Source organism: Sulfurimonas paralvinellae (genome assembly GCF_014905135.1).
Classification (GTDB): domain Bacteria; phylum Campylobacterota; class Campylobacteria; order Campylobacterales; family Sulfurimonadaceae; genus Sulfurimonas; species Sulfurimonas paralvinellae.
Genome location: NZ_CP041406.1, coordinates 166650 through 188694 on the forward strand (window position 1 = coordinate 166650; position 22045 = coordinate 188694).

Sequence of the window (22045 nt, forward strand, 5' to 3'; positions counted from 1 at the left end):
GATTAGTTCATTGAACCCATAGTGGCTATTATGCTAAAAATGTAGAAAAATAGTAAAGCGACAAAAATAGCATAAACCCAGATTACCCATTGGTTGTATCCGCCGACTGCACGCATGGTCTCTATTCTTTTTTGTATGTCGTCTATACTGGCTTCTATCTCCGCTTTTTTATGTTTGTAGCCTTTGTAGACAAAATAGGTTGAAAAGCCGCCTGCCAAGATAGCTACAATCAAACCTCCAAAGGGGATAATTCCCGCAAAAAGAGCCACAAAGAAAAGAACTAGTGCAGGGATGTACTGTTTTCTGTAGAGCAAAAATGCCCATCCACCAAAGAAAGCCCACCAGCTCCATACCCATTTCATGGTATCTATTCCATTGACATTAAACTTTGAAAAAGCATTCTGGTACCATAATGTCTTTTCCGGCTTATCTATAAATGCCTCTATCATTGCATTTTCATACTCTTTTTCAGACAATTCTGATGATGTGTTTGGTTGTGCTTCTACTTCTTGTGTGACTTGTGTTTCTTCCACAATGGCTCTCCGATATTAAAATTTCATATATTGTATTGAAAAAAGTTAAAAAAGTCTAGGTTCGAGTGCTTTGATTTTATAACTACGTCTGTGAACAGGTGAGTAGCCATATTTTTGTATCATTTCTATATGGAGTTTTGTGCCATAGCCTTTATGTTTTTCAAACTGATACTGCGGATACTCTTTGGCAAGTTCTAATATGTCTTTGTCGTGAGTAACTTTTGCAAGGATGGAAGCGGCACTCACCTCGGCAACCTTTCCGTCGGCTTTAATCATCGTCTGCAGACCCTTGACGCCATAGTTTGAATTGCCGTCAAAGAGATACTCATCGGCTTTGAGGTTTTGCATGATCTCTTTGAGCCCTTGCGTGAGGCAGTGAGATATTCCTTTTTCATCTATAGCGGAAGCCGAAAATTTCACTATATGATACTCTGCGTGAGGTATGATAAGCTCATAGAGTGCTTCTCTTCTTTTTTCACTCAGCTTTTTAGAATCATTCAGTCCTTCTACTGCCTCACGCAGGATACATCCCGCCATAACCAAATCACCCGCAAGCGGTCCGCGTCCCGCTTCATCTATGCCACAAAGAATGCTCATCTAATCTCCTAACGCCCAAATGTCAAAAGGTATTATAGCAACCTTAGCAAAAGGGTGTGAAATCGTTCCCTCTTTGTTCATCGTGATAACGGTTATCTTTGTGATGCCGTAACTGAATATAAAGGCTTCAAGACTCTCCAATTTTTTAAAGAGACGGCGTTCATCGGCAAAGGGTTTACATAGGATAATCTCATCATTATCCGGCAGATAAAAATCTATGCCGTCCTCGTAATAACATACTGTTTTTGATTTGAGAAGTTCAAGGTAGACCATGTTTTCAAAAAGACGACCGAAATTTTTCTCAGTGCTTAGAGCGGACTTGAGTGAGGTGTCACAGAGATAGACCTTCTTCGTTGCTCTTGCGTGAGCGAACTTTTCAAGCAGATGGATGTATTTTTTCTCTTGCAGTGCTTCAAAAGATCTGTAGAGTTTGTCTTTGGATATCTTTCGTGTCAGCTTGAGTCTTTCATATAGAGTAAAGGCTGAGAGCTTTTGTGCCGTGAATTTTGCACAGAGTGTCATGATGTCAAACTCCACATCATCGAGAGATGAGCGCATGATGTTTTGAAGAAAGATGATGCGTTCGTCCGTGCTGACTTTGTGCATAACAGGAAACCCTCCCAACTGCACAAAGTGATTGAGTGCCGATGAATCGAACTTATGCTCATAGGCAAGAAACTCTTCATAATCTAGTGGATAGAGCTGTATGGTTTTTAAAAGAGGAAGTTCATAGTGCTGCTGAGATGCGACGAGAAGCTGCGTAACATTGGGAAAGTCAAACTCAGTTCGATAGTTGTCGAGTGCCAATACATCTATCTTGTTCTGATTACAAAAAGAGGGCAGCAGCCTATTGAAGGCTTCGACATCGATGCGGATATCATTGCAGTTAATGTAGAGATAAGTTCCCTTTTTAAGTGAAAGCAGATAGTTCTTTATAAGTTTTGTCTTCCCGCTTTGCGTGATACCATTTATCTGATAAGAACCTCCATCAATAGAGACCTTCCGCTGATGAAATTTTTCAAGCTGCAGGTCGGTTTTATAGTATTCCTCTAGTAAAATTTCCACTTTATCAGCCTTTAGTTCAGATAGCTTGTAAATATACTCTCACTCCGAGGACAAATCCTCCCTAACGGTCTGAGCCTCTGCGTGAGAGTATATTTATGAGCGCAATTAATAATTTTTGATGTGTAAAATTTTATCATTTCCTTATTAAAAGGAAATAAATTTCAAAGAATTTCCATTTTTACCCCCTAAATCCTTGAATATTACACCTAGTTTGAGTATAATTCCGCTCCCTTAAATAGTTGGGCTAGGATCCAACGAGTTCTTTAGAAGGAAAATTATGGAAAAAATTCGTTTAAAATTGAAAGCTTACGATCACCGTGTTTTGGATAGATCGGTAGCATCAATCGTAGAGGCTGTTAAGCGTACTGGCGCGGTAATCCGTGGTCCAATACCTTTACCAACAAAAATTCGTAAATATACTGTTTTAAAATCAGTTCACGTTAATAAAAAATCTCGTGAGCAATTCGAAATCAGAATGCACGCTAGAATGATCGACATCGTATCTGCTACGCCAGAGACAGTTGATTCATTAATGAAACTTGATCTTGCACCGGAAGTGGACGTTGAAGTTCGCTCTATGGACAAATAGGAGTAACCAATGGAATATATCGTTGAAAAAATCGGCATGAGCCGTACTATCACAGTTCCTGCAAAACCAGTTACTCTTTTAAGAGTTCTTGATGCAAAGGTGTGTGAAGTTAATGATGGTAAAGCTATTGTTGCGTACAACAGTGGTAAAAAAATGAATAAAGCAATTGAAGGTCAACAGAAGAAATACAACCTTCCAGCAGAATTTAACCGTTTTGTTACATTAGAAGTAGCAAACGAAGAGGCCGGTGATTTAGATTTAGCTCCACTTGCAGAAGCAAGTATCCTTAAATCTACTTTCAACACAAAAGGTCGCGGTTTTTCTGGTGGTATGAAGCGTTGGAATTTCGGTGGTGGTCCTGCATCTCACGGTCACAGATTTGGTCGTAGAACAGGTTCTATCGGTAATGCTGAATGGCCAGGTCGTGTTATGAAGGGTAAGAAAATGCCTGGACAATATGGAAATACACAAAATAGTGTAAAAAATGAGATCGTTTCTTACGATGCTGAAAACAAAATCATTGCGGTTTTAGGTTCAGTTTCAGGTGCAAACGGTTCTTTAGGTCGTGTAAAGGTAGCTAAATAATGAGCGCAATCGTTTTAAATGAAAAAATGGAAAAAGCTTCTGAGTTAGCGTTACCAGAGTCTTTCTCTGGAATCAACCCTCATAACCTTTACCTTTATGTAAAATCTGCTCAAGCTGCACAACGTGCAAACACAGCAGTTACTAAAGGTAGAAGTGATGTACGTGGTGGTGGTAAAAAACCATGGGCTCAAAAAGGCGGCGGTCGTGCTCGTGCTGGTTCACGTCGTTCTCCAATCTTCGTAGGCGGTGGTAAAGCTTTTGGTTCACAAAACAACCGTAACTACGATTTAAAAGTAAATAAAAAGCAAAAAAGACTTGCTTTAGAGTTTGCTTTAAATGAGCATGCACAAAATGGTACTCTTTTTATCGTTGACAGCATCGCAGTTGAGTCTGGTAAAACAAAAGACGCTGCAGCAATGTTCAAAGCTTTAGGACAAAGAGACACTCTTTTTGTAAAAGAATTATTAGACGAAAAAACATACTTGGCATTTGAAAATCTTCAAGCTACTTATGTTATCGAGTCTAATGAGTTAAACGCATACTTAGCTGCTAACTATCGCTCTATCGTGATAGAAAAAGCTGTATGGGAAAATCTTGTAAGTGAGGCTAAGTAATGGCAGATATTACAGATATTAAATCTATACTATATACAGAAAAGACTCTTGGTCTTCAAGAAGATGGTGTAATTGTTGTTCAAACATCACCACGTATGACTAAAACTGGTCTTAAAGAGGTTTTTAGAGAGTATTTCGGAATTATTCCTTCAAAGATCAACTCTCTAAATCAAAGCGGAAAAGTAAAACGTTTCCGTGGTGTACAGGGTAAACAAAATGACTTCAAAAAGTTCTATGTAACTTTACCTGAAGGTGCACAAATAGAAAGTTTGGCGGTATAAGATGGCAATTAAAACTTATAGACCGATAACTCCGTCTCGTCGTTTTTATACGAATGTTGACAGTTCAGATATCACTGCTAAAGCAAGCGTTCGTTCATTACTTGTTAAACTTCCAACACATGCTGGTCGTAACAACAATGGACGTATTACATCTCGTCATAAGCAAGCGGGTGCTAAAAAACTTTACCGTATCATCGATTTCAAAAGAAATAAATTCGGTGTTCCTGGTACAGTTTCTACTATTGAGTACGATCCGTACCGTAACTGTAGAATTGCACTTGTTACATATGCTGACGGTGAAAAAAGATACATCCTTCAACCAAAAGGTTTAGAGGTTGGTGATACAGTTGAAGCTGCTGAATCTGGTTTAGATGTTAAACCTGGTAATGCAATGAAACTTAAAAACATTCCTGTTGGTACACTTGTTCATAATATCGAGCTTAAAGTTGGAAAAGGTGGACAAATGGTACGTTCAGCTGGAACATCTGCTCAAATTATGGGTCGTGACGGTAAATATGTTTCTTTACGTATGCCTTCATCAGAAATGCGTTTAGTTCTTGGTGAGTGTTTAGCAACTATAGGTAGTGTTGGTAATGAAGAGTTTGCAAACATCGTGATTGCAAAAGCTGGTCGTCAACGTCACTTAGGTATTCGTCCTCAAACTCGTGGTTCTGCGATGAACCCTATTGATCACCCGCATGGTGGTGGTGAAGGTAAAACGAATTCAGGTCGTCACCCAGTTACTCCTTGGGGTAAACCAACTAAGGGTGCTAAAACTCGTCGTAAAAAAGCAAGTGATAAACTTATTATCACTCGTCGTAAACCAAATGCAAAAAGGGTAGGCTAATGGCTCGTTCAGTTAAAAAAGGTCCATTCGTAGATGAGCATTTAATCAAAAAAGTCGAAGCAGCAAAAGCTAGCGGAGACAAAAAACCTATTAAAACATGGTCAAGAAGATCTATGGTTCTTCCTGAGATGGTAGGTTTGACATTAAATGTTCATAATGGTCGCCAATTCGTTCCTGTATATGTTACAGAGAACCATATTGGTTATAAACTTGGTGAATTTGCACCAACTCGTACATTCAAGGGCCACAAGGGCTCTGTTCAGAAGAAGGGGTAATCATGGCTAGAGCATTATTAAAATTTATCCGTGTATCACCTATCAAATCTCGCCTTATTGCACGTGAAGTGCAGGGTATGAATGCTGAAGAAGCTATGGCAGCTTTAGAGTTCACACCAAACAAGGCAGCTAAAATTATCTCTAAAGTAATTGCATCTGCAGTTGCTAACAGCGGTAGTGAAGCTGAAGATTGTGTAATTACATCATGTCGTGTTGACAATGGTCCAGTACTTAAACGTTTCCGTCCACGTGCTCGTGGTATGGCTTCAGGTATTAGAAAACCAACAGCACATATCTTAGTAGAAGTAGAGGGTAAATAGAATGGGTCAAAAAGTTAATCCTATTGGTTTACGTCTTGGAATCAACCGTAACTGGGAATCTCGTTGGTTTCCTAACTTTAAATCAGCTCCGGCTGCTTTAGGTGAAGATCACAAGATTAGAACATTTTTAAAGAAAGAGCTTTACTATGCTGGTGTTTCTAACATCATCATTGAAAGAACAGTAAAACGTCTTCGTGTAACTATCGTTGCTGCACGTCCTGGTATCATTATCGGGAAAAAAGGTGCTGATATCGAGAAATTGAAAGCTGCTGTTCAAAAACTTGTTGGTAAACCAATTTCTATCAACATTAAAGAAGAGAAAAAAGCACAGGTTTCAGCACAACTCGTTGCTGAAAACGTTGCTACTCAGTTAGAGCGTCGTGTTGCATTCCGTAGAGCTATGAAAAAAGTTATGCAAGGTGCACAGCGTTCTGGTGCTAAAGGTATCAAAGTTTCTGTTTCTGGTCGTCTTGGTGGAGCTGAAATGGCTCGTACTGAATGGTACTTAGAGGGACGTGTTCCTCTTCATACTCTTCGTGCTAAGATCGATTACGGTTTCGCTGAAGCGCATACTACATACGGTATTATCGGTGTAAAAGTATGGATCTTCAAAGGGGAAGTTCTTACTAAAGGAATTCCTGCAGAAGCTAAAGAAGAGAAAAAAGAGCGTCGCGGAAGAAAACCACGTCGTGAAAATAGTGAAAAGGCTGAATAATCATGTTAATGCCAAAAAGAACAAAATATCGTAAAGTGATGAAGGGTCGTAACCGTGGTTACGCTCGTTCTGGTTACAAATTAGCGTTTGGTGACATCGGTTTTAAAGCTGTAGAAGCCGGTCGTATCAACTCTCGTCAGATTGAAGCGGCTCGTATCTCTGCTACACGTCACATTAAAAGAAATGGTAAGATTTGGATTCGTGTTTTTCCTGCTAAACCATTAACTGCTAAACCGCTTGAAACTCGTATGGGTAAAGGTAAAGGTGCAGTTGATCAGTGGGTAATGAACATCAAACCAGGTCGTATTATATTTGAAATGGCCGGTGTTCCACATGATATAGCTCGTGAAGCTTTATTACTTGCAATGCATAAATTGCCATTCAAAACTAAAATTATTACTGCGGAGATGAGCAATGAAATATTCTGATTTAGCAGGTAAAAGTGCAGCAGAACTTCAAGCTATGCTTAAAGAGAAGAAGACTGAGCTGTTTACTTTAAAAATTAAACAAAAAATGATGCAATTACAAAATACTAGCGAACTTAAAGTCGCTAAAAAAGATATTGCACGAATCAATACTGCACTTGCTGCAGTAGAAAAGTAGGGGACGAGCGATGGCAAATCAACGTGAGATTCAAGGTAATGTTGTAAAAATTGCAGGTGACAAAACAGTAACTATTGTTGTTGAACGCCGTGTAATGCATCCTCGTTACCACAAAGTTGTTAAGCGTTTCAAAAAGTACTTGGTACATGATGAGCGCAATGAGTGTAAAGTTGGAGACGAGATTGTTGCAGTCGAGTGTCGTCCAATGTCTAAAACAAAATCTTTTAGACTTAAGTCAGTTGTAAAAGGAGCGTAGTAATGATTCAAGGTTTTACTCGTTTAAATGTAGCTGATAATACAGGTGCTAAAGAGATTATGTGTATTAAGGTACTTGGCGGTTCTAAACGTCGTTATGCATCAGTAGGTGACGTTATCGTTGCTTCTGTTAAAAAAGCGATCCCGACTGCTAAAGTTAAAAAAGGTAAAGTTGTTAAAGCTGTTATCGTAAGAACGCATAAAGAAGTACAACGTGAAAACGGTTCACTTATTCGTTTCGATGACAACGCAGCTGTAATACTTGATGACAAGAGAGAACCAATCGGTACTCGTATCTTCGGACCAATCGGTCGTGAAGTACGTTACGCTGGATTCATGAAGATCGTTTCTCTTGCTCCGGAGGTTGTGTAATGGCAAAATTTAATTTCAAAAAAGGCGATATGGTAGAAATTATCGCTGGTGATGACAAAGGTACAAAAGCAACTGTACTCGCTGTTATGCCAAAGAAAAACAAAGTAATCGTAGAGGGTTGTAAAGTAGCTAAAAAAGCTGTTAAACCAACTGAAGAGAACACTAAAGGTGGTCATATCAATAAAGAGATGCCTATCGATGTTTCAAATGTACGTAAAGTGGAGGCATAATTAGATGGCTCGTTTAAAAGATAAATATTTAGCGTTAAAACCAGAGATCCAAAAAGATCTTGATATCAAAAATGTAATGGAAATTCCTGCAGTTGAGAAGGTTATTATCTCTGTTGGTGCTGGTTTTGCTATGAAAGATAACAAACTTATCCAAAATATCGAAGACACTATTACAACTATCGCTGGTCAAAAAGCTTCAACAGTTATCGCTAAGAAATCTGTTGCAGGTTTTAAAGTACGTGAAGGTATGCCGGTTGGTGTTCGTGTAACACTTCGTGGTGAAAATATGTATAACTTCTTGGATCGTCTCGTATCTATTGCACTTCCACGTGTGAAAGATTTCCGTGGTGTTCCAAGAAACGGTTTTGACGGTCGTGGTAACTATAACTTCGGTCTTCAGGAACAACTTATTTTCCCAGAGATTAGCTATGATTCAATCATGCAAATCCATGGTATGAACATCACTGTAGTTACTACAGCTGATTCTGACAAGGCAGGAATGGTTCTTTTAGAGAAACTTGGTATGCCTTTTACTAAAGGGAGCAACTAATGGCTAAGAAGTCTATGATCGCAAAAGCGAAAAGAACACCAAAGTTCAAAGTACGTGCATATACACGTTGTCAGATCTGTGGTCGCCCACACTCTGTTCTTCGTGATTTTGGTATCTGCCGTATCTGTTTTAGAAAAATGGCAAACGAGGGAATGATCCCAGGCGTTAGAAAGTCTTCTTGGTAGGCACAAGCCTCCCGAGTGGAAACTTCTAAATGTTAGCAGTCGTAAGACTTGCAAAATAAGGAAAAAATAAATGGCAATAAATGATTTAGTATCAGATGCGTTAACACGTATTCGTAATGCTGGAATGAGAAGATTGGCTACAACAACTTTAGTTCACTCTAAAAGTGTTGAAGCTGTAGTTAGCATCTTGGTTGACAAAGGTTATCTTGATAGCTTCAACGTCATCGAAGATGGTGTTAAAAAGACAATTAAAGTTGTACTAAAATATGATGACAACGAAAAATGTGTAATCAATGAAATGAAAAGAGTTTCTAAACCGGGTCGTCGTGTCTACAAAGGTAGAGATGACATCAAACGTTTCAAAAACGGTTACGGTACAATTATCGTTAGTACATCTCATGGCGTTCTACCAAATGACAAAGCTTACGAGCTTGGTATTGGTGGTGAAGTTATGTGTACGGTTTGGTAGGAGAGTAGCATGTCAAGAATTGGAAAAAATCCTGTAGAATTTGCTAGTGACATCACAGTTGCTGCAAATGGAAATGTTATCACTTTTACTAAAGGTAAAACAAGTGTCGATCTCGATACAAAAGGGTATGTGACTTTCGAAATCGAAGGAAACACATTAACTTTCAAAAACCTGTCTGACTCACGTGAAGATAGAGCTTTCTGGGGTACTTTTAGAGCATTGGCTCAAAATATCGTTACTGGTTTAACTACTGGTTACCAAAAGCAATTAGAGATCAATGGTGTTGGTTACAGAGCTGCTGTTAAAGGTAAAACTCTTAATCTTCAACTTGGTTTCTCACATGATATAGACTATCCTTTACCAGAAGGTCTTGAAGCGTCTGTTGAGAAGAACGTTATTACTCTTAAAAGCCATGACAAACAAATGTTAGGTCAAGTTGCTGCTGAGATCCGTTCTTTCCGTCCACCAGAGCCGTACAAAGGTAAAGGTGTTAAATACATTGATGAGCATATCGTGCGTAAAGCCGGTAAAACTGCTAAGAAATAAGGGAGGAAGATAAGATGAATGCTAAAGTATTAAAAAGCAAAATCGCTAACCGTTTAAAACGTAAGCGTCGTATTCGTGCAAAAATATCTGGTAGTGCTGAACTTCCTCGTGTTTCTGTATTTAAATCAAATCGTTACCTAAGTGTACAGGCTATTGATGATGCAACTGCAACAACTCTATGCGCACTACACTCTAAGGCTACTGGTCACAAAGCAAACAAAGAAGGTGCTGCTGCACTTGGTGAAGCATTCGCTGCTAAACTAAAAGAAGCTAACATCACTGAGATTGTATTTGACCGTAATGGTTACCAATACCACGGCGTTATCGCTGCATTTGGTGACGCACTTCGTGCAAACGAAATTAAGTTCTAGGAGCGCATGACTATGACAGAAATCAATAGAGATGAATTTGAAGAATCAATCGTAAACATTGGTCGTGTTACTAAAGTTGTAAAGGGTGGTAGACGTTTTCGTTTTACTGCGCTTGTAGTTGTTGGTAACAAAAACGGTACAGTCGGTTACGGTGTTGGTAAAGCGAAAGAAGTTCCTGACGCTATTCGTAAAGCAGTTGATGATGCATTTAAAAACTTAACTACTGTTAAGATTAAAGGTACGACAATTGCACATGACATTGAACATAAATTTAATGCTAGTACAATCCTTTTAAAACCGGCATCAGAAGGTACAGGACTTATCGCAGGTGGTGCGGCTCGTCCAGTACTTGAACTTGCAGGTTTCCAGGATTTACTAACTAAATCTATCGGTTCAAACAATCCAAACACACTAGTTCGTGCTACAGTTGAAGCACTTTCTCGTATCAAAGGATAGAAAATGGGTATTGAAAATTTAACACCTGCAGAGGGTTCAACTCACTCTCGCAAGAGAGTTGGACGCGGACAAGGTTCTGGTACTGGTAAGACTGCAGCACGTGGTCAAAAAGGTCAAAAATCTCGTTCAGGTTACAAAAGAAAAAGAAACTTTGAGGGTGGTCAACAACCACTTGCAAAACGTTTACCGAAAATTGGTTTTCACTCTAAAGTTGAAAAACCATATGTAATCAACGTTGAAAAAATTAAAGCTGTTGCTGAGTTAGCTGAGATCACTGTGGAAAATATCCGCGGCGTTCATAAAATTGCAAACTCTGTAACAAAAATAAAACTAGTAGGTGCATCTGCAAAAGATCTTGCATCGAAAATTAAAGACGAAAACGTTACAACAACAGGTAACTAGTTGTGAATAAAAATCTAGTAAATAAGATACTTATTACTATCGGGTTTTTATTTATCTACCGCCTTCTGGCTTATGTGCCAGTTCCGGGCGTAGATACTGCTGTTATCGCTTCTTTCTTCGACTCACACCAATCAGATGCATTAGGGCTCTTTAATATGTTCAGTGGAAATGCTGTCCAAAGACTCTCTGTAATTTCACTCGGTATTATGCCATACATCACCGCTTCCATTATCATGGAGCTTCTTGCTGCAACTTTCCCTACTTTGGGACAGATGAAAAAAGAGCGTGACGGTATGACAAAATATATGCAGATTATTCGTTATGCAACGATTGTAATTACGTTGATCCAAGCGGTTGGTGTTAGTGTCGGACTGCAAAGTCTGACAGGACCAAGTGGTAACTCTGCAATACTTGCGGACCACACTACATTCATTATGCTCTCAGCTGTCTCTATGCTAGCTGGAACTATGCTTTTGATGTGGATCGGTGAGCAGATTACACAAAGCGGTATCGGTAACGGTATCTCTTTGATCATCTTTGCAGGTATCGTTTCTGCGATCCCAAGAGCGATCGGCCAGACAGTGGAAATGGTAAATACCGGTGCAATGAGTTTCCTTACAGTTATTGCAATAGTTGTTCTTGTTCTTGGTACGGTAGGGATTATCATCTATGTTGAACTCGGTGAGCGCCGTGTGCCTATTACCTATGCGAAAAAGACAATGATGCAAAACCAAAACAAACGTGTTATGAACTATATTCCGATCAAAGTGAATTTAGCGGGTGTTATTCCGGTTATCTTCGCTTCGGCAATACTCATGTTCCCGATGACAGTTCTTGGAAGCAGTACAAATCCTACTGTGCAGGCAATCGCAGATTTCTTGCATCCCGGTGGATACTTTTTTAACTTTTTAACTTTTATATTTGTTATCTTCTTTGCATTCTTCTATGCATCGATCACATTTAACGCAAAAGACATCGCTGACAACCTAAAACGTCAGGGTGGTTTCATTCCTGGTATTCGTACCGGTGATGCGACAAAAGAGTTTTTAAATACAACTGCGAGTAACTTGACTGTAACAGGTGCACTTTATCTTGGTCTTGTCGCTACACTGCCGTTTATGATCATCAAAGGGATGGGTGTTCCTTTCTTCTTTGGTGGAACAGCTGTGTTGATCGTTGTTCAGGTTGCGCTTGATACGATGAGAAAAATAGAAGCTCAGATATATATGAGTAAATATGAAACCCTAAGTGCGGTTGGTCTATAGCAATGGCTATTGCACTTAGAAAACCTCAAGAAATTGAAAAACTCCGCGCGGCCAACAAGATAGTTGGCGGCGCACTTAATCTCCTCAAAGAAAACACAAAGCCCGGAATGACTTTAAAAGAGATGGATGCTATGGCAGAGGATTATATCCGCTCTCATGGTGCAAAGCCGTCTTTTAAAGGTCTTTACGGTTTTCCAAATGCTGTATGTACATCGCTCAATGAAGTTATCATTCACGGAATTCCGTCGGATTATAAACTTCAAGAGGGTGATGTTATCGGTTATGATATCGGAACAGAGCTTGAGGGCTGGTTCGGTGATGCAGCTATCAGTGTCGGTGTTGGAGAGATTACAAAACAAGATGAAGATCTGATCGCATGTGCTAAAGATACACTCTACTATGCGATCGAGAACATTAAACAGGGTATGCGTTTTAAAGAACTCTCTTTTATGATGGAGCAGTTCATCTTGGAGCGTGGTTTTGTACCTTTGCGTAACTTTTGCGGGCATGGTATTGGAAGAAAACCTCATGAGGAACCGGAAATTCCGAATTACTTAGAGGGAAATAATCCAAAAGCAGGTCCAAAGATAAAAAACGGCATGGTTTTTTGTCTTGAACCGATGATATGCCAAAAAGAGTCAAAGCCGATTATCTTGGATAATGGGTGGGATGTTGTCAGTACCGACGGTTTACGCGGTTCACACTATGAGCACACTGTTGCAGTTATCAACGGTAAAGCTGAAATTTTATCTCTTGCGTGAGAGTTAAAGTAAGAAATTTCTTTATAAAGGACTAAAATGGCTAAAGCAGATGTTATTGAAGTTGACGGCAAGATTATAGAGGCTTTGCCGAATGCAACTTTTCGTGTAGAATTAGAGAATGGACATATTATTTTATGTCATATCGCAGGAAAAATGCGTATGCACTATATTAAAATATTGCCAGGTGATAAAGTTAAACTTGAACTGACACCATATTCACTTGATAAAGGCCGTATCACTTACCGATACAAATAGTAAAAGAGCGTGCTCTTGGCACCCTCTTTACTTTTTAAAACTTTCCATCATTCCTAAACTCGGATATCTCCGTTTCAACCATCTCATCTATCATGATATTAAAAAGTTCACTGATCATATTTGGATTTATATTTAATTCAATGGCACGTTTGCGTACACGCTGCATAATATCATCTATACGGTCTTCGGCCTTTACTTCATCTACAGAGTTCTTAAAAGCGGCAGCCTGACGAATGAGATGACTCCTTTCCGAAATCAAATCAACAAGCTTTGTATCAATTTTATCGATTTCGTCTCTGACTTCCTGTAAGGTATTACATTTTTTCATATTGACCCTTTAAAAGATTATTTTGGCGTTAACACTTTTGTAACACTTTCTTACTATAATGATACCTACGATTCTCCTTGTATATCCTTAATCCGATTCATTAAGGACAACATGCAAAATTTCAAAGCACAATTGAGAGAGTTATCTCTCAATATCCTTATTTTTCCAAGCCAAATATACTACAATCACCATAAGTAATCCAAACATAACAGCCCAGATAAGAAGATCTCCTCCGCTGCTTGCTTGTTCTATATTTTCATTCATGCTGTCATCCAAAGTTTTTATAATTATAGTTAGTTACACTTAATATTATATATTAAAATTAAGTAACATAAGATATAATAAAAGAAAACATAGGTTGGGAATTGAGGCAGTTTGTATTACTTTTACTATTTATATTCTCTATGTTAAATGCAAGTGAAGATACTGTGTCTACAATGGAATCTTATTTTGAAAAAGAGGATTATCAAAAAGCATGTAAACTCGCAGAAGATTTTTATAAAGCAAACCCTTATAGTGTCAAAGCCAATCTCTATTACGGCAGATGTGCATATCGCAAAGGTGATATAGATACGGCAATGGCCGCATATGATAGAGCAGAGATATTGGATGACAAAAATTTATCTGTACATAAATATCTTGGTGATTTGTATGTACACGTCGGCAATATTGAGATAGCTAATCGAGAGTACGACAAGGCTGATGTGTTTGGTCAAGATCGTTTGCAAAGAGTCTTTAAAGAAGGGTATACAGCAAATAAATTTTCTTTATTGGCAAATGTAAGCGGTGGTTATGACAGTAATGTTGAATACAATGCGGAACTCTCTGATATGAATCGATGGTTTGGGGGTGGCGGTTCTGTTGTGAAACCAAAATCAGATACATTTGTAAAAGAGTATCTTTCTCTTACTCATGTATACGATAGCAATCCTTTTTCTGAATTTTATTATAAAAATCAGTTGCAGTTTTACAATAAAAACTATGCTAAATATTCTGTAGATGATTTTACCCAGGCTGAAGTATTGAGCGGACCGGGATGGGCAGATAAAAGTTATGACTTTTGGTTGCCGATTTCCTATACTTATATGGCAACTGATTATAAAGATTATGCCGAAGTATATGCTGTGAAGCCGCAATTGAGAAAACGGTTTGAAAATAAGCTTTTATTGAAACTTGAAGGACTTTATGAGTACAGAAAATATTTACAATGGAACAAAGGGGATAAAAATGCCTATGGCGGAACAGGGAGTCTGAGCAGATGGTTCGCCAAGCACTACCTGCGAGTAGCATACAGATATGAAGCAACCAAAAAGGCTGAAAAAGAGAGCCCGCGTATTTTTATAGATAAAAAATTAAATGAGATAGAGTTAAATTATACATATACGTTTAATCATGCTGTCGAATTTGGATTAGAAGGACTTTATAGTAAAACTTCTTATGATGACCTTGTTCAATCGGAAACTAGAGAAGATGAGTTATATAAATATTCAGCCTATTTGTCTTATAATGTGATAAGTATGTTTGGTTTTGTGTTGAAATATGATAATTATACAAATAAAACGAATTATATTCCATCAAAATATAAAAAAGAGATTATAAACCTTGGTGTTTATATTTATTATTAAAAAGGGTGTGAGATGAAAAAAATTATTTTATTAGCGATGCTCGTGACAATGTCATTTGCAAGTATAGGAAAAATAGCTGTTGCCAAGGGAGAGGCTTTCGTTGATCGTGATACGAAAGCAATTCATGCAGATAACAACATGGGGATTTTAAAAAAAGATATTTTGTTGACAGAAGATGGTCGTATGCAGGTTATCTTTAAAGACAATACTGTACTTAGTCTTGGGAAGAAGAGCCGGTTGATTATTGAAGAATATCTTTATGATCAAACTAATCCGCAAAGAGTTGTTGCAACTTTTAAAATAAAAAATGGATTTGTAAAAGCCATTACAGGTGCTATCGGGAAGATGATGCCGCAGATGTTTTCAATCGAGACTGCTGTTGCTAAAATAACTCCGCAGGGAACGATATGGAGTGTTTCTGTAGATGGAAAATCAGAACATTATGTAGTGAGTGAAGGAAAGATAAAAATCGCTTTCACAGATGGTTCAGGTAAAAGCATTGAACTCAAAGCCGGTGAGGCAATGACTTTGAATATTAAATCAAAGCAAGGTAAAAAAAGTGTTCAAAGTTTTGCAAAAAAAGCTGTTAGCACTGTAAGTCTAAATGAAGGAAAAATAGAACAATCATTAGCTACGGTGCAAGAAGATTCAGGTATAAACAGCGGAACAGTTGTTGAAGCAGACGGCAGTGTTAGAATTGACATTAATGTTCCTGGTCATGAAAATAACGGTTATGGTCATGGAAACAACGGTCATGGTCATGGAAATCATTTTGGATTCTGGCCATGGCAATAATAAGTAAAATTTAGATTCATTAGGATTTATGTGCGTAATGCTCTGTTTCGATTTTATAACTCGCTTGGTATTAGTAATAAATTAAACTTCATAGGAATAGCTTCGAGTGTATTAGCTGGGAGCATAGTTTTGATTTCTCTGTTTGTCTTTGCTTATGTAAGCGAGAGAAATAGTGTCGAGCATGAATCAAAGACATTTGCTAAAATATTAGCGGATAATATCGCATCACCTATCATAGCGAAAGATGCTCTACGTATTTCAGATATCCTGGCTTCAGTTGAGTATAATGAGAAAATAACCCAAACGTTTGCACTTGATACATCCTGGAATGTACTTGGTACTTTTAGTAAGGGGAATAACTTTTCACAACAGCGTAAAATGATTCCAATCATCAGAGAAAATCAAAACTTATGGAAAGATGGATATTTTTACTCTGTGGTGCCTATTCTTAAGGATGATAAGCAGATTGGATATCTTGTTGTTGTAGCATCATTAAGTGAATTTTATAAAAAGATGTTGGAGTATGGTCTTTTTATAATATTTATCATATTTTTAGCTTCAGTGATCACGGGAAAATTTAGAAAATTGCTCTCAACATCTATTTTACAGCCAATTGCCCAATTAGATTCAATTACAACGAAGATTTTGCAAACAAAAGATCTGAATCTTGAAATACCAGTATACAATCAAGATGAGATTGGGGAACTTGCAAAAAATTTCAAACATATGATAGATGAGTTGAACAGTTATCATAATGAACTCAATGCGCAAAAAGATACACTTGCCTATCAGGCTAATTATGACTCATTGACAAAATTGCCAAACAGGGCTCTTTTTAATGACAGACTGCATCAAACTATATACACTTCCCAGAGAAATAATAAAAAATTTGCACTGCTTTTTATAGATTTGGATGAGTTCAAAAATGTAAATGATACATTTGGACATGAATATGGAGATAGATTACTTCAAAAAGTCGCTGTCCGTCTCAAAAGTATACTAAGGCAAACCGATACATTGGCAAGACTTGGCGGTGATGAATTTGTCGTCATTATGAATGATTTGACAGATTATCATGCTGCTTCTGTGTTAGCACAAAAGATGTTGGATATTTTAAAAATTCCTGTTGAGATTGAACATGAAGAGATATTTATAAGTTGCAGTATCGGTATCAGTCTCTATCCAAAAGATGCGACTGAAGCTCAGGAACTTATTAAGCATGCAGATATCGCTATGTATAGAGCAAAACATAATGGACGTAATGCCTATGAATTTTATGTTGAGAGTATGACACAGGAGATATTGGCACGGCTTGATATGCAAAGTAAACTTCGTATAGCATTAGAAGATAGAGACTTTGTTGTTCATTATCAGCCACAATACAATATGAAAAATGATACGCTCATAGGGTTTGAAGCACTTGTCAGATGGCAGGATAAAGAGAAAGGTTTGATCTTTCCGGGAGATTTCATTCCTTATGCCGAAGAGTTTGGTATGGTTGTGGGTATAAATAGACAAGTTATGGAGATGGCAATGATACAGGCTGCAAAATGGCATCAGGCAGGTGTCTATTTTAGAAGAATTTCTGTTAACATATCCATTGAACAGGTGGAAGATGACAACTTTGTGATCTTTGTCAAAAAACTTTTGTTAAAGACTGAATGCCGGGCAGAATGGTTTATATTTGAATTGGTAGAGAGTCAGGTCATGAAAAATACTGAGACTGCAATTATTGTTTTACAGGATTTGAGTGACTTGGGAATAGAGATAGCTGTTGATGATTTTGGAACAGGCTACTCATCTTTGGCCTATTTAAAACATCTTCCTATCAATGAGCTGAAAATTGATCGTTCGTTTATCATGGATACTCCTCAAAACAGTGATGATGCTTCAATTGTGAAAGCAATCATAGCAGTTGGAAAAAATCTAAATCTTGACTTGATTGCCGAGGGTGTAGAAACAGAAGAACAAAAGGAATTCTTACTCTCTAGCGGCTGTGAAAGAGTACAAGGGTATCTGTATGGACGTCCTATGAGCAGTGATGATATAGATAAAAAGATATTTAATTTGGTTTAACGATTTTTTTAAGCGATTTTGGCAGATGGGCAAAGGGGATACTGAACTCGTCTAATCTGTTTTTGTCTTCATATCTGATGACATCGAGTGTCATCGTGTCTGGTTTAAAGCGGATGAGTTTATAGGTTATGCCATTCTCAGTGAATTCTAAATTTTTCTGTGTGAGCTCTATAACTTTTTTCTTCTTTGCCATAGTTTAGTCTTTGAGATAGATGCCTGTATCTTTGACTTCAATCTGACCGTCATCCTGCAGTTTTGTAAGGGAACGTTTGAACTCTTTTTTACTCAAACCAAAAGCTTGTTTTATAAGTTCGGCATCACTTTTGTAGTTGTAAGGCATAATACCGTTATTTTCCTTGAGAAGTGCAAGCACTTTCTCTGCAGATGAACCGCTTTTTTTACTGCCGGCAGCTCTGAGACTCAGGTCGATATTACCGTCTTTACGAACAGTTTTCACATAAGCCTTTTTTTTGTCACCCAGGCTGATGTTCTCAAAGATTTCATTATGGTAGATAAGCCCTTCATATTTGTCATTGACAATACACTTAAAACCAAGAGGTGTTTTGGTAATGATGAGAATATCGACCTCTTTGTTCGGTGTAAGGCCTTTTGGATGTTTGTCAAAAAAATCTCCCAATTTTTCACTGCCGACAAGACGGTGTGTACGTTCATCGTAAACGACTTTTATGAAGCGTTTCTCTCCTACAGCAAAAGGAGTCTTTTGCAGCTGCTTGGGTACAAGTAGATCTTTAGGCAGTTCCCAGTCCATAAAAGCACCAAAAGGAGCGACATCTACGACTTCCAAGAGTGCAAATTCATCGAGTTTTGCCTTTGGTGTCTGCGTGGTTGCGACTAGTCTGTCTTCAGAGTCTGTATATAAAAAGACATCGACAAGATCTCCCTCTTTCATATCCTGCGTGAGGTATTGTCCGGGAAGCAGGACATCATTGCCGTCTTGCGCCATAAGGTAAGCACCTGGTGTGGTGAGTCTGTCGATTTTGAGTGTGTTGATCTTGCCGAGTTCTAAAAAGTAGTCTTGTGTTTTCATTGGTAATTCCGTTGTGTTTAAAGTATGACATTATACCAAAGATAAGAGCACTATAAGTAGTACAGGCGGTGTGACTATAAGTCCGAATTTTGAGTAGGACCAGAAGTTGATGCTGATGCCTTTTTTCTCAAGTGAATGCAGCCATAACAGTGTTGCCAGTGAACCAAATGGCGTCATTTTCGGGCCGAGGTTACAGCCGATGATATTGGCGTAGATCATTGCCTGATTATGGATGTCATCAAGTGCAATATCCATAACCATGATTGTCGGCATATTGTTCATAACTGCAGAGAGTGCTGCCGCGATGAAACCAGTACCAACGACTGCCACTGTCTGACTTTGTGTATTGAGATAATGAAGCACCTGTGCTATCTCATCTGTAAGCCCCGCATTTTTAAGTCCGTAAACGACAACATACAGACCGAGTGAAAACCAGACAACCTGCCACGGTGCTTCTTTGATGATTGTCTTTGCGTGAACACTTTTTGTGTACGATGCTATGAGCAAAAAGAGTATGCCGCCGCCAAGTGCAAAGACAGAAACAGGGACATGGTAGATATCTCCGATGAAATAGCCTGCGAGTAAAACAGCCAGAAAAAGCCAAGAAAAGTTAAAAAGTCCGCGGTGCTTGATAACATCTTCCGGATTGTGAAGCAGTGAGATATCCACCTCTTTTGGAATGTCTTTGTGTAGAAGAGCAAAAAGAACAACCATAGATGCAGCAACACTGACAAGGTATGGCACGATCATATTGGCGATGAACTCGGTAAAACCTATGCCAAAATAGTCAGCTGTTACAATGTTGGTAAGATTTGAAAAGACAAACGGAAGCGATGCGCTGTCACTGATGAAACCACCTGCTAGCAAAAAGGCAAGAATAGTTTTTGTATTGAGTCTTAAAACTTTCATTTTTGCAAGAAGAATCGGCGTGAGAATGAGTGCCGCGCCGTCATTGGCAAAAAGAGCCGAGACGACAGCACCGAGGATGATGGAGTAGAAGAACATCTTTCGTCCGCTGCCGTTTGAAAATTTTGCCATCTTAAGTGCTGCCCATTCAAAAAAACCGATCTCATCAAGCACCATAGAGAGGATAATGATACCGATAAAGGCAAGTGTTGCATCCCAAATGATATCAAAAACAATGACAACATCATGAAAATTCACGACTCCCAAAAGTAAAGCAGTGATGGCGCCAATAACGGCAGTTGTCCCTATCTGCAAGCCGCGCGGCTGCCATATGACGAAGATGAGTGTGATTAAAAAGATAAGCGATGCTGTGAGCATTATAATGAAGTCCTGTTGTTTTTTTGAAAGTATAACGAAATAAATATAATATATCAAGATATATTGATATATTAACAATTTGCAAATGCTTTTGAGCTATAATTGATGCATTTAATGAAAAGGAGCGATTATGAAAAAGTTTTTAACAGCATCCTCTATAATAGCCATGCTGATTTTAAGCGGATGTGCAACCAATAGCGGACCTGAATATGACGGCAGTTCTTACAGAGAAATAAAAACATATGAGATTGGAACAGTGCGTAACGTACGTCCGGTAGTGGTGAGTGACAGCGGTACGGGTACTTTTCTAGGTGCTATTGTCGGTACTGTAATTGGATCGACGATGGGTGGAGGCAGAGGAACTGCTTTGACAACTCTTGCAGGCGGTCTTGTAGGAGCTTATGCCGGAAATCAAGCAGGAAAAGCCAATGCTTCCGAGTTATCAGTCATGCTCGATGATGGCCGTGATATTGTTGTAGTTGTTAAGGGAAGCGGCTATAGTATTGGTGACAGAGTCAAAATTATCAAAGACGGAAAGAAGGTTGACCAAGTCTATAAAATAGACTAGGTGCTCTTGCCGAAGATGAGTATTTTTCCATAACGACCTGCCCAGATAATGAAGAGCAGAAGCCAGGCAGTAAAGGAGATGTCAAACAAAAAGTTTGCACCCCATCCAAAAGCGATATTGAGACTAAAGAGTGTGCGCAGCAGTACAACGAGCTGGATAAAAAGAAAGATAGCTGTGGCAAATCTGTCTGCGTGAGGCGGCATTCCTGCGTGGCCGAGGGTAACGCGTGTTCCAAAGCCGATGAGTACCGTTGTTAAAAACCCGATGGCAAGCAGGTGGATGTTTAAAAAGTAAAAAGAGGTGTTAAAGACAAGCTCTGCTGTGAGTGATACTGCCGAGAGTGCAAAGGCTGCAGGCAGCCAGAAGAGTGAGAGATGCAGCACCCAAAGGATGGAGGGTGAATGAAACGGATGCAAATCCCAACGCAAGAACTCTTTGAGCATATATGATGCGAGTATGATGTCAACAACTATCTCTCCAACTGCAAAGCCGGCCGATGCAAAGATACTTTTGAAAATAAACAACACAAAGGTGATCTTAATGAAATTTGGATTTTTCTCTGCCCATGAGTGTGAGAAAAATGGAATCATACGCTGACCGACACTAAATGCCAGAAAGATAAGATAGAGATAAAAGGTGATGTTTACAGCAGTCGGAATGATTGCAGGGAGTTGAAAAGCGACGGCGATGAGAAACAAGAGATGTCCGCCTATTCCAAAGTACTGCGCTGTTAAAATCCAAAATGAGTCTGTCTTGTCTGGTGCGCGACCTGCAAGAAAAATAGTTTGCAGTTTCTTGACGATAAATATCTGCGCGACAAATATTATAAGCATAGCGGCAATGAGCAGATAGAGATTAAAAACTGCACCGATGAGAAAAAGGAGTGAGCCAATGGCATTGGCATAGAATATTTTTGTATAGTAAGCTTTGTCTATGACCTCTGTTTGGTTAAAGCGCGGGAAAGTTGTAAATAAAAACCCTGTAAAAACATTTGTAAAGAGTAAAAAGATAAGCGTGTAGACATGAAAAAATGTATTATCAACGGTTAAAGAGAGCACTCCCTTGTAGGCAAGTGCAAAGAGAAGCATTATGATGATTGCATTGGCAACTCCGAGGATGAAAAAAGGCTGGTGTGGTTGTGATAAAAAGTAGTTTTGTTTTGTTTGTTTGTTCATAATAT

General features: G+C 38.6%; 36 protein-coding genes. 27 read left to right on the forward strand and 9 right to left on the reverse strand.

Going from position 1 to position 22045, the window contains the following annotated elements; translation table 11 throughout:
• Positions 1-2: 2 nt before the first annotated feature.
• The 3 genes from FM071_RS00855 to FM071_RS00865 are packed head-to-tail and all read right to left on the reverse strand — an operon-like array spanning position 3 to position 2195.
• Positions 3-533 carry a hypothetical protein gene (locus FM071_RS00855; RefSeq protein WP_193111158.1) on the reverse strand — a complete coding sequence of 177 codons (531 nt, stop codon included), beginning with the start codon at positions 531-533 and terminating at the stop codon, positions 3-5.
• A gap of 45 nt (positions 534-578) precedes the next feature.
• On the reverse strand, positions 579-1130 hold the full coding sequence (gene rnhB, locus FM071_RS00860) for a ribonuclease HII (protein ID WP_193111159.1): 552 nt from the start codon (positions 1128-1130) through the stop codon (positions 579-581).
• Positions 1131-2195 (reverse strand): ATP-binding protein, encoded by a 1065-nt coding sequence (locus tag FM071_RS00865; protein WP_193111161.1) that lies wholly within the window; start codon positions 2193-2195, stop codon positions 1131-1133. It abuts the gene before it with no gap.
• Positions 2196-2472: 277 nt separating this feature from the next.
• Between FM071_RS00865 and rpsJ the strand changes: the two genes are divergently transcribed.
• From rpsJ to infA, 23 genes are all read left to right on the forward strand, one after another.
• On the forward strand, positions 2473-2784 hold the full coding sequence (rpsJ, locus tag FM071_RS00870) for a 30S ribosomal protein S10 (RefSeq protein ID WP_152183763.1): 312 nt from the start codon (positions 2473-2475) through the stop codon (positions 2782-2784).
• 9 nt (positions 2785-2793) lie between these two features.
• Positions 2794-3369: a 50S ribosomal protein L3 gene (gene rplC / locus FM071_RS00875; RefSeq protein ID WP_193111163.1), complete on the forward strand. Its 576-nt coding sequence runs from the start codon at positions 2794-2796 to the stop codon at positions 3367-3369.
• Complete coding sequence (gene rplD, locus FM071_RS00880) at positions 3369-3983, forward strand: 50S ribosomal protein L4 (RefSeq protein WP_193111165.1); 615 nt, start codon at positions 3369-3371, stop codon at positions 3981-3983. The genes rplC and rplD overlap by 1 nt, the downstream gene beginning before the upstream one ends.
• Positions 3983-4264 carry a 50S ribosomal protein L23 gene (locus FM071_RS00885; protein ID WP_193111167.1) on the forward strand — a complete coding sequence of 94 codons (282 nt, stop codon included), beginning with the start codon at positions 3983-3985 and terminating at the stop codon, positions 4262-4264. The genes rplD and FM071_RS00885 overlap by 1 nt, the downstream gene beginning before the upstream one ends.
• Position 4265: 1 nt before the next feature.
• Positions 4266-5111, forward strand: coding sequence for a 50S ribosomal protein L2 (gene rplB, locus FM071_RS00890; RefSeq protein WP_193111168.1), 846 nt, complete (start codon positions 4266-4268; stop codon positions 5109-5111).
• The gene (rpsS, locus tag FM071_RS00895) at positions 5111-5386 is read left to right on the forward strand and encodes a 30S ribosomal protein S19 (protein WP_193111170.1); all 276 of its coding nucleotides are present in this window, start codon (positions 5111-5113) and stop codon (positions 5384-5386) included. Before rplB ends, rpsS begins: the two co-directional genes overlap by 1 nt.
• A 2-nt stretch (positions 5387-5388) precedes the next feature.
• A complete protein-coding gene (gene rplV, locus FM071_RS00900; protein WP_013326025.1) occupies positions 5389-5706 on the forward strand; it encodes a 50S ribosomal protein L22 in 318 nt (105 codons plus the stop codon).
• A 1-nt stretch (position 5707) separates the two neighbouring features.
• A complete protein-coding gene (gene rpsC / locus FM071_RS00905; RefSeq protein ID WP_193111172.1) occupies positions 5708-6421 on the forward strand; it encodes a 30S ribosomal protein S3 in 714 nt (237 codons plus the stop codon).
• Positions 6422-6423: 2 nt separating this feature from the next.
• Complete coding sequence (rplP, locus tag FM071_RS00910; RefSeq protein ID WP_193111173.1) at positions 6424-6849, forward strand: 50S ribosomal protein L16; 426 nt, start codon at positions 6424-6426, stop codon at positions 6847-6849.
• Complete coding sequence (rpmC, locus tag FM071_RS00915) at positions 6836-7024, forward strand: 50S ribosomal protein L29 (protein ID WP_193111175.1); 189 nt, start codon at positions 6836-6838, stop codon at positions 7022-7024. The genes rplP and rpmC overlap by 14 nt, the downstream gene beginning before the upstream one ends.
• 10 nt (positions 7025-7034) lie before the next feature.
• The gene (gene rpsQ / locus FM071_RS00920; RefSeq protein ID WP_193111177.1) at positions 7035-7280 is read left to right on the forward strand and encodes a 30S ribosomal protein S17; all 246 of its coding nucleotides are present in this window, start codon (positions 7035-7037) and stop codon (positions 7278-7280) included.
• A gap of 2 nt (positions 7281-7282) precedes the next feature.
• Entirely contained in the window at positions 7283-7651 is a 369-nt protein-coding gene (gene rplN, locus FM071_RS00925; RefSeq protein WP_193111179.1) for a 50S ribosomal protein L14, read from the forward strand.
• On the forward strand, positions 7651-7881 hold the full coding sequence (rplX, locus tag FM071_RS00930) for a 50S ribosomal protein L24 (protein ID WP_193111180.1): 231 nt from the start codon (positions 7651-7653) through the stop codon (positions 7879-7881). Before rplN ends, rplX begins: the two co-directional genes overlap by 1 nt.
• A gap of 4 nt (positions 7882-7885) precedes the next feature.
• Positions 7886-8431 (forward strand): 50S ribosomal protein L5, encoded by a 546-nt coding sequence (gene rplE / locus FM071_RS00935; protein WP_193111182.1) that lies wholly within the window; start codon positions 7886-7888, stop codon positions 8429-8431.
• Positions 8431-8616 carry a type Z 30S ribosomal protein S14 gene (locus FM071_RS00940; RefSeq protein ID WP_193111184.1) on the forward strand — a complete coding sequence of 62 codons (186 nt, stop codon included), beginning with the start codon at positions 8431-8433 and terminating at the stop codon, positions 8614-8616. Before rplE ends, FM071_RS00940 begins: the two co-directional genes overlap by 1 nt.
• Positions 8617-8686: 70 nt before the next feature.
• Entirely contained in the window at positions 8687-9085 is a 399-nt protein-coding gene (gene rpsH / locus FM071_RS00945) for a 30S ribosomal protein S8 (RefSeq protein ID WP_193111185.1), read from the forward strand.
• 9 nt (positions 9086-9094) lie between these two features.
• The gene (gene rplF / locus FM071_RS00950) at positions 9095-9631 is read left to right on the forward strand and encodes a 50S ribosomal protein L6 (RefSeq protein ID WP_193111186.1); all 537 of its coding nucleotides are present in this window, start codon (positions 9095-9097) and stop codon (positions 9629-9631) included.
• 14 nt (positions 9632-9645) lie between these two features.
• Positions 9646-10002 carry a 50S ribosomal protein L18 gene (rplR, locus tag FM071_RS00955; protein WP_193111187.1) on the forward strand — a complete coding sequence of 119 codons (357 nt, stop codon included), beginning with the start codon at positions 9646-9648 and terminating at the stop codon, positions 10000-10002.
• A 12-nt stretch (positions 10003-10014) separates the two neighbouring features.
• The gene (gene rpsE, locus FM071_RS00960; protein WP_193111188.1) at positions 10015-10458 is read left to right on the forward strand and encodes a 30S ribosomal protein S5; all 444 of its coding nucleotides are present in this window, start codon (positions 10015-10017) and stop codon (positions 10456-10458) included.
• Positions 10459-10461: 3 nt separating this feature from the next.
• Positions 10462-10860 (forward strand): 50S ribosomal protein L15, encoded by a 399-nt coding sequence (rplO, locus tag FM071_RS00965; RefSeq protein WP_193111189.1) that lies wholly within the window; start codon positions 10462-10464, stop codon positions 10858-10860.
• Positions 10861-10862: 2 nt separating this feature from the next.
• Positions 10863-12125, forward strand: a complete 1263-nt coding sequence (gene secY / locus FM071_RS00970; protein ID WP_193111190.1) for a preprotein translocase subunit SecY — start codon at positions 10863-10865, stop codon at positions 12123-12125.
• A 2-nt stretch (positions 12126-12127) separates the two neighbouring features.
• Positions 12128-12886: a type I methionyl aminopeptidase gene (gene map, locus FM071_RS00975; RefSeq protein WP_193111191.1), complete on the forward strand. Its 759-nt coding sequence runs from the start codon at positions 12128-12130 to the stop codon at positions 12884-12886.
• Positions 12887-12922: 36 nt separating this feature from the next.
• Positions 12923-13141 carry a translation initiation factor IF-1 gene (gene infA / locus FM071_RS00980; RefSeq protein WP_013326041.1) on the forward strand — a complete coding sequence of 73 codons (219 nt, stop codon included), beginning with the start codon at positions 12923-12925 and terminating at the stop codon, positions 13139-13141.
• A gap of 34 nt (positions 13142-13175) precedes the next feature.
• Here the strand turns inward: infA and FM071_RS00985 are convergent, their stop codons facing one another.
• Both FM071_RS00985 and FM071_RS10775 read right to left on the reverse strand, forming a co-directional pair.
• Entirely contained in the window at positions 13176-13469 is a 294-nt protein-coding gene (locus tag FM071_RS00985) for a chorismate mutase (protein ID WP_193111192.1), read from the reverse strand.
• Between the two features lie 141 nt (positions 13470-13610).
• Positions 13611-13733: a hypothetical protein gene (locus FM071_RS10775; protein WP_264299364.1), complete on the reverse strand. Its 123-nt coding sequence runs from the start codon at positions 13731-13733 to the stop codon at positions 13611-13613.
• 101 nt (positions 13734-13834) lie between these two features.
• Between FM071_RS10775 and FM071_RS00990 the strand changes: the two genes are divergently transcribed.
• From FM071_RS00990 to FM071_RS01000, 3 genes are all read left to right on the forward strand, one after another.
• On the forward strand, positions 13835-15094 hold the full coding sequence (locus FM071_RS00990; protein ID WP_193111193.1) for a tetratricopeptide repeat protein: 1260 nt from the start codon (positions 13835-13837) through the stop codon (positions 15092-15094).
• Positions 15095-15106: 12 nt separating this feature from the next.
• Entirely contained in the window at positions 15107-15889 is a 783-nt protein-coding gene (locus tag FM071_RS00995; RefSeq protein ID WP_193111194.1) for a FecR family protein, read from the forward strand.
• A gap of 129 nt (positions 15890-16018) precedes the next feature.
• Positions 16019-17965 (forward strand): EAL domain-containing protein, encoded by a 1947-nt coding sequence (locus FM071_RS01000; protein ID WP_193111195.1) that lies wholly within the window; start codon positions 16019-16021, stop codon positions 17963-17965.
• Here the strand turns inward: FM071_RS01000 and FM071_RS01005 are convergent.
• Genes FM071_RS01005 through FM071_RS01015 form a run of 3 tightly spaced genes read right to left on the reverse strand, consistent with a single transcriptional unit; the run spans position 17952 to position 20297 of the window.
• Positions 17952-18158, reverse strand: a complete 207-nt coding sequence (locus tag FM071_RS01005) for a hypothetical protein (protein WP_193111196.1) — start codon at positions 18156-18158, stop codon at positions 17952-17954. The two genes, FM071_RS01000 and FM071_RS01005, sit on opposite strands and share 14 nt — an antisense overlap.
• Positions 18159-18161: 3 nt before the next feature.
• Positions 18162-19013 carry a CvfB family protein gene (locus FM071_RS01010; RefSeq protein ID WP_193111197.1) on the reverse strand — a complete coding sequence of 284 codons (852 nt, stop codon included), beginning with the start codon at positions 19011-19013 and terminating at the stop codon, positions 18162-18164.
• 30 nt (positions 19014-19043) lie between these two features.
• Positions 19044-20297, reverse strand: coding sequence for an arsenic transporter (locus FM071_RS01015; protein ID WP_193111198.1), 1254 nt, complete (start codon positions 20295-20297; stop codon positions 19044-19046).
• Positions 20298-20427: 130 nt separating this feature from the next.
• Here FM071_RS01015 and FM071_RS01020 point away from each other — a divergent pair, with 130 nt between their 5' ends.
• The gene (locus FM071_RS01020; RefSeq protein WP_193111199.1) at positions 20428-20865 is read left to right on the forward strand and encodes an outer membrane lipoprotein; all 438 of its coding nucleotides are present in this window, start codon (positions 20428-20430) and stop codon (positions 20863-20865) included.
• Here the strand turns inward: FM071_RS01020 and FM071_RS01025 are convergent.
• Complete coding sequence (locus FM071_RS01025) at positions 20862-22040, reverse strand: NnrS family protein (RefSeq protein WP_193111200.1); 1179 nt, start codon at positions 22038-22040, stop codon at positions 20862-20864. The genes FM071_RS01020 and FM071_RS01025 overlap by 4 nt on opposite strands.
• Positions 22041-22045 lie beyond the last annotated feature (5 nt).